Annotated in this window: 5 protein-coding genes; 4 read left to right on the top strand and 1 reads right to left on the bottom strand. The window is 69.8% G+C overall.

From position 1 onward, the window contains the following. Positions 1 to 200: hypothetical protein (locus ACH41F_RS34960; RefSeq protein WP_398839001.1), on the bottom strand; the 200-nt coding region annotated here is incomplete at its 3' end. Between the two features lie 206 nt (positions 201 to 406). Between ACH41F_RS34960 and ACH41F_RS34955 the strand changes: the two genes are divergently transcribed. The 4 genes from ACH41F_RS34955 to ACH41F_RS34940 all read left to right on the top strand — a co-directional run bounded on the left by ACH41F_RS34955 (position 407) and on the right by ACH41F_RS34940 (position 6,780). After that, the gene (locus tag ACH41F_RS34955) at positions 407 to 1,180 is read left to right on the top strand and encodes a hypothetical protein (protein ID WP_200402211.1); all 774 of its coding nucleotides are present in this window, start codon (positions 407 to 409) and stop codon (positions 1,178 to 1,180) included. Between the two features lie 427 nt (positions 1,181 to 1,607). Next, positions 1,608 to 4,103: a hypothetical protein gene (locus ACH41F_RS34950; RefSeq protein WP_391237898.1), complete on the top strand. Its 2,496-nt coding sequence runs from the start codon at positions 1,608 to 1,610 to the stop codon at positions 4,101 to 4,103. Then, complete coding sequence (locus ACH41F_RS34945) at positions 4,100 to 5,437, top strand: helix-turn-helix domain-containing protein (protein ID WP_391237901.1); 1,338 nt, start codon at positions 4,100 to 4,102, stop codon at positions 5,435 to 5,437. Before ACH41F_RS34950 ends, ACH41F_RS34945 begins: the two co-directional genes overlap by 4 nt. 356 nt (positions 5,438 to 5,793) lie before the next feature. Continuing rightward, positions 5,794 to 6,780 carry an XRE family transcriptional regulator gene (locus ACH41F_RS34940; protein ID WP_391237904.1) on the top strand — a complete coding sequence of 329 codons (987 nt, stop codon included), beginning with the start codon at positions 5,794 to 5,796 and terminating at the stop codon, positions 6,778 to 6,780. The last annotated feature ends 105 nt before the right edge of the window (positions 6,781 to 6,885 follow it).

The raw sequence follows: 6,885 nt of genomic DNA, 5'->3' as shown, positions 1-6,885 counted from the left end.
CCGTAGGGATGCCCGTAGGGATGCCCGTAGGGATGCCCGTAGGGATGCCCGTAGGGATGCCCGTAGGGATGCCCGTAGGGATGCCCGTAGGGATGCCCGTAGGGATGCCCGTAGGGATGCCCGTAGGGATGCCCGTAGGGATGCCCGTAGGGATGCCCGTAGGGATGCCCGTAGGGATGTCTGTAGGGATCTAGGCGCACTCCTATGTTCGTATCGTTCGGCCTTCTTGAGTGCCTCGACTATGACGCGACGCGACACGCAAACAGCTCGGTATAACCGGACAACTCGGACGAACGCCCAGGCGGGGGCGAGGAATCGAGCGAAACGCGTGTCGCGTCGTGACACGAGATCGGGCCGCAATGCGCTACGGTGATCCACAGCCTGAAGGACACACACTGGAGACGCCTTGTCCGCCTACGTGCAGCCGGCCGTTCTCGCGAGCACGGCCAACGTCAACCGCTCCTGGGTTACCAAGGCCGCCCAGCTCGGTCTCGTGAACGCAAGTGCGCTCGACGGGGAAGACGTCATTGTCGTACGCGTGTTCGCCTTTGTGGATCAGCTCGTCTGGCCGGGCAAGAAGCGCTCTCGAAGCGAGGCTCGGGCGATGGAGCCCTGGGTGTCGCTTGCGGTCAACGCTGCGCGAGATGCAGCACGTGACCCAGCCACCAAGATGGACTCAATCCTGTGGATTACCCCTGAGGGCGTTGAGGTAACGAACGACTTCGGTGCCCACACGGGATTTGTCCTCGCGCACCAGCGGTCGAACTTCGTTGCAGTCCCAATCGGCGAATGGATCGCTGAACTTCCACCGAACCTCGAAACTATCTTCCACTGGCCGCGCAAGATCTTGGACACCACGATCACTGTCCAAGACACGGAGATCGCTCTCCTGGGCTTCAGCACCATTCCCCAACAGGTCACGGTGTTTGCGACATCAAGCACCGCACTCAACGACGCCACGTACCAGAAGGTGCAGCAGCATGTGTCGTCGCAGCACCGTGGCTCAGCGATCCGAATCATCGAGCACCAAACAAAGGGTGCACAGTCTCGTTGGTCCGAGCTCTACGGCCTTCCGGACGGCGGGCTGATCCGTCGTCCGGTGGACGACATAAGCCTTCGCAACGAGTACGGACCCCAGCTCAAGCACTTTGGCCGGCGTCCTGACCGGGAAACAAAGTGACTCGCCGGGCATTCCGCCGAGAGGCCAGCAGCCGGAGTCGACCGCGAAGCATTGGCTTCCGGCACGCTCCACTGAGAAACGCCCTGCGGGGGCTCATGTAGCAGGACGGCCCGGGATCTGCGGTCCCGGGCCACTGCTGTTGTCGAGGAGGTGAGGCACAACCGACATCCCTAGCTGAATCACGTCGCATGCCCGGCTGTTCTGCTACGGCCTAGCGCGCCGGGTGGCGATGACGGACGTCCTTGTACCTCCTCGACTGGAGCAGATCATAGCTACCCGTACGAGGGTCGGCTCAGTCATGCCTGAAGCAGGCGAAAGCCTACCCAAGAAGTCGAAAATTCCAGGGCGAGCGCCCTCGCATGGCGTCTCGTCAAGCTCTCCACACCTGGCCGACCGACCGACTCTGGCCCTACAGCTGGGGCGCGGCATGGGGTTCCGGCTGTTGACGGCCGTCCGCGCCCTGCTTTCCGATCCCAGGCTCGCCGGCCGCAAGGATGTTGTGCGTCTCGGCACCCTCGTGCTGATGGCGAAGGCCAGCCATGGCAGCTGCCGGGTTGAGATCACGGCCAGGGAGCTGGGTCGTTGGCTCGGGGTGTCGGAGTCGACCGTCGACCACGAAGTAATCAACGTTCTTCGTGACGTTGATGCTGTCGCTGCGCGTGTGCTGCGGGGCGGCGACGGTCTGCCGACCGGTGTCGAGTATCGGGTGGAAGCTCTGTGGGAGGCCCGGAACGACGTCGGCGCACCTTTGGCGTTGTCGAAGGCCGAGTTGGCGACGCTGCTGCGGTTTTTGGAGGAGTTGTTCGCTCCGGGTTGGGGTGAGCAGTGCGCCACGCCTCCTGGTCTGCTGGTGAAGAAGGGACGGCGGGGGAGGGGCGCGGCGTCGGATCGGCTGGCGCTGGTTCTGCTCGCCTTGCATGCACGGCCGGACGGGCGGGTGCCGTTGGTCGGTGGGCCGTTGGCGAAGACGGTGGCTCGTCATGGCCGGGCGGCGGTGACGCTGGCGCGGATGCTGGGGTGCCGTGTGCCGGTGGCCGCGACGGTGCTGGGCCGGCTTGTTGCCGCGGAAGCGGTGACGGTCGCGCCGGGTCGACTCGTGGTGCCGGCGGTGGCGGCCGCGCATGGGTCCGCGGCCGCGGTCCCGGACGATGCCGAGCTGGAGAGTTCTGCGTCTGCCGGCGATGCGGCGGGCTGCGTTCGGTGTGCCTGGCGTGAAGAGTCCGACGTGCTTGTGGTGGAGGGTGATGGGTGGCGGCAGCTGTCGTGGGATGACCTTGGGGGCGCCGGGGAGGGTTCCGGAACTGCACCCAGGGATCTCGACGACGCTGATAGTGATCTTTTCGCAGGTCAGGCCGTCTTTGAGACGTCCGAGGCTAGTTGCGCTGATGCAGACTCTCACGCCGACCACGCTGTTGTGGCTGATGTACGTGGTGAGGGTGCTGGAGGTTTCGGGTTTTCCGGCGAAGCCGCGTCGGAGTACTGCCGTCAGCCGGTACGCGCGTGCGAGGGCGGGAGCTCCCCGACGCTGGAGGATGGTCTCCACGGTGACGTGACGGCTGTCGACGGCGGGGCTGGCCCGCTTCGCGGGGACAAGCCTGATCTGCTGCTGGCGGAGGGGAAGTCGGGTTCGTCGGCGTCGGCGTCGACACTTGAGGCGTGGCGGTCAGAGTTGGGGGGGCCGCCGCCGGTGTGGGCTCAGGTGCCCAAGGGGCTGGAGCGTGTGCTGGAGCCGGTGGCCATGGTGTGGGGCCGGCTCGACCGGCTGACGACCAGGCGTTACGTCACGAAGGTGGTCCAGGCGCGGCTCGGCGAAATCTCGGGGGCGTGCGGTCCAGGGGTGGATGCCGAGCGGGTCCTGCGGGAGCGCCTCAAGCGCCGGTTGACCGAGCAAGGGACGGTGCCGGTCACCGACCCGGTGGGGTGGCTGGTCGGTCGTGCTCTGCCGCGCCGGGCGTTGTGCCCTGACAGTCGGTGCGACGACGGGCGGCGGATGGACACCCGGGCCGACTGTGCCGCCTGCCAGATGCTGGTCCTGGACGGACGGGCGCTGCGCTCCCGTGCCTTCGCCAAGGCGACAACGGCTCTGGCCGGTGGCCGGGTTGACCGGCTGGTGTTCGAGGCGGAGCTGAATGCGTGCTGGCAGCGGGAGGCCGCCGCCGCGGCGCTGCGCCGTGAGGAGGCACTCCGCCAGCGGCACGCCCGTGAGCGGGTGTGGGCCGAGCAGCGGGCCCAGCGAGCGGCCCAGGAGGCCGCCCAGCGGGCACTGGCCTGCACGGTGTGCGGGAAGCCGGAGACAGCCGGTCTGTGCGGCCATTGCCGCGACGAGCGCCGCGTCGAGGAACTGGTGGCCGAGGCCGTCGACGTGGCGGTGGCCACCTGGGGCATGGGCGGCGACGCGGACCGGCTTGATGCCGTTCGCAGGACCGAGCAGGACATGCGCGGCGCCGTCGACCAGGCGGTGAGGGACCTGCTCGCTGCGGGCGGTGGCGTGTTCGCCGAGTCGGTGGCGCTCGCGGCGCGGCTGGCGGCGGAACTCCAGCTGGGTGCGCTGCAGCGCCGGGCTGTGAACTGGTTCGCCCACCAGCCGCCGGCCCAGGCCGAGTACGAGAAGGTCTTCGCCACCGAGATGCGGCGCAGCCACCTCCACGACAGCGTCGACGAGGCCCGCGAGGCCGCTGAAGAGGCCGCCCAGACGGCCCGGTTCAACACGGCACACGCACTCCTGAACGACCGGCTGCGTACGCTGCGGGCCGCCCGGCCCACGTCCGAAGCGGATGCCGAACCCGACTGGTATGCGCAGGCGGCTGCCCAGGTCCGTGGCCTGATCCGCCCCGCGCCGCCCGAGCGCGCGATGTCCGTGCGACGGCCCCCGGCGTTGCCGGGCTCGCCGGCACGTGGCAGCGAGGCGGGGGTGGGGGCATGAACCGTCCCGTACGGGCTACTGTCGCGCACCGCCCGGTGCGACGGCCGTCGTTGACCGAGTGGGTACAAGGGCTGCCGGGTCTGTCGGGGCGGGCACGCCGGCTGCTGCTGGAGGGCGACACCGAGGGCCGGTACGCGGGCAAGACAGCCGCCGATTCCGGCTACCGGCTGACAATGGCCCTGGCGGTCGCGGTCTCCCAGCCCGGCCGGGAGTGGACCCTCGCACAGTGGTGGGAGGCCCTGGTGCTGCGCCCGACGGCGGGCGGCGCCTGGGCGCGGTCGCTGCGCTCACGCAAGGGGGAGCGGTACGCCGAGGGCAAGCTCGCCGGGATGCTCGACAAGGCGCGCGCGTTCGTGGGCACTTCGGGCGCGATCGTGTGCCGGGCCGATGCCATGGTGGCGATCGCCCGCCTGCGGGCCGCCGTGGAAGCCGTCGTGTGGCCAGGACCGGGCGGCGGCACCGATCTCAAGAACCTCACCGCGCGGCTGCTGCTGGCCGAACAGGCTGGCGGGCTCGAGCACGAGGTCTCGGTACGGCAGCTGGCCGAGCTGATGGGCTGCGCCCGCTCGACCGTGGAAGCGAGCAACGCCCGTCTGCGTGCGGCTCGGTGGCTGGTCCTGGTCGCGGCCGGAACCGGGGAGCACAGCTCGACCTGGTCCCTGCGGATCCCCCTGGCAGAGCCTGAAGATCAGGAGTCGTGTGCGCGCCCGGGACACCGTCCAGCCTCGGGGGAGAGGGGGGCAGAGGGTGTCCCGGACGCGCACACGGAGCGGGAAGTGAGCACCCGCGCACTGGGCGCCGTGATGGGGACCGACGCCTGTCACCACTACGCCCACGGCACGTCCGGCGCCCGGATCCTCGCCGCCCTCGACCCACTCGACGGCACTGACGTCGCCAACCTGGCCGCGGCGACCGGCCTGCACCGCACCACGGTGCGCCGCTGCGTGGACAAGCTCGTCGAGGACGGTCTTGCCGAGGAGGCCGACGGCCTGGTCTACCTGCCCCGCCACCTGGCCGGCGGCGAAGGCCTTCGCCCCGACCCCGACCAGTTCGAGCACGTCGCCCTCACCCGGGGCACCGCCGGCCTGGGCGAACGGCGCCGCAAACGGCACGGCGATCAGCGGCGCTGGTACCGGCAGTGGCTCACCGAACGCACGCAGAACGCCGTCGAGCGGAGCCGGTCCGCCCGGCCCCGGCTGCGGCTGGTTCCTGAGGGCGTGGTCGACGAAAGCACGGGCGAGCTCCGCGACACCGCATGGCGGGGGTGGAACATCGACGACCCGTACCGCCCAACCTGGCCCGACGACGGATCACCCGAGGCAGTGTGCGAATGAGCCCGGCAGCAGGCATGCTTGCGGCCCTGCGCCGCTCGATCGTGGCTGCGCCCGGTTCGGCCCTCACCAGAGCCGACTCTCAAGAGCAGGAGGCCGGTTGGGCGAGCGCTTGGCGATGGCTCGGTGTGAGGGCATGGCCGGGACTTCCAACGATCCTGTGGTCAGGTCCGGACGAGGGCATCTCACCGATGACCGACGTCGACGTCCTGCGGTGCTTCGCTGACGCCCTGGAATTCCCGCACTCTTCCCCCCGGCTCTCCGACCCTAGGGTAGGTACACCCGGGCGGGAGGACGGTGAAGGACCGGTGCGTCGACGCAAGTTGCTCGTGGGCCTAGCGGCCACGGCCGCTACCCCATTGCTCGGGAGCGGAGACGCGCAGGCCGAGGAGGCCCTGCTGGGCGAGTTGCTCGTCACCCGCCTTCGGGACGCGATGCTCGGACTTGGAGCGGCCACGACCGCGCCATGGTCGCCCGAGGCGCCCGTCACCGACTTCACCCGCGCGCTCGCCGACTTCGACGCCTGCCGCTACGCATCCCTGGCCGTGCGCCTGCCCCGCCTCATCTCCGTCGGCCAGGCGCTGTCCACCAGCGGCGACGACACGGATCAGCACGCCCTCCTGGCCAAGAGCTACCTCCTGGCGACCCGCATGCTCGTGAAGATGGACGAGCAGCAGCTCGGCTGGATGGCGGCCGACCGCGCGCGGCAGCTCGCCGAGTCGGCGGGAGACGTCCTCGCCGTCGCCGAGTGCGCCCGTCAGCTGGCCGTGCTCGCCAGGAAGGCGGGGTGGCATGACCAAGCGCTGTCGATCGCGCTCTCCGCCGCTGATCACCCGGATCTGCGAGGCACCGGACGCGCCGGGGCCGCGGTCCGCGGCCTCCTGGTCCAGAGTGCGTCGTACACCCTTGCGCGCCGCGGCGATCGGGACGGGATGCGGGAGCTGACGGACGAAGCTGCCGCCATCGCCAAGGAACTCGGCGGTGCCACCCTGCTGCGCGACCACGGCGGCGGCTTCAGCCCCCTCACCGTGCAACTTCACAGGATCAGCGCGGAGAATCACGCAGGCGATCCCCGGGCCGCGCTCGATGCCGCTCGCACGATCTCGCTGAAGGCGCTGCCCAGCGTCGAACGCCGCTCCCGCGCCCTCGGGGACATCGCTGTCACCTACGACCGCCTCGGCCGCCGCAGCGACTGCGTCCGCACGCTTCTGGCCGCTGAGAGATGCGCTCCACAGGAGACCCACGCCCGACCGGCGACGAAGGCCTTGATCTCCAGCCTGCTGGTGTCCGGCCCCACCTCAACGGAACTCCGCGGCCTCGCCGAACGCAGCGGTGTTCTTGCCTGAGGAGCGAGCACTGACCGGCTGGCCAGGCCGACCGACAGCCGGAGCGGCATGCTGGTTCGGGCCGGCGCTCATGCCTCCTTGGCTGGGCTGATCGGTTATTTCTGC

This window comes from Streptomyces sp. NPDC020489 (assembly GCF_044386545.1).
Lineage (GTDB): Bacteria > Actinomycetota > Actinomycetes > Streptomycetales > Streptomycetaceae > Streptomyces.
This window is presented reverse-complemented; position numbering and strand designations above follow the sequence as displayed.

Bases quoted from the DNA above. Each gene is read 5' to 3' on its own strand.
- ACH41F_RS34950 (WP_391237898.1), top strand. From the start codon at position 1,608: ATGGGGTTCCGGCTGTTGACGGCCGTCCGCGCCCTGCTTTCCGATCCC.
- ACH41F_RS34945 (WP_391237901.1), top strand. From the start codon at position 4,100: ATGAACCGTCCCGTACGGGCTACTGTCGCGCACCGCCCGGTGCGACGG.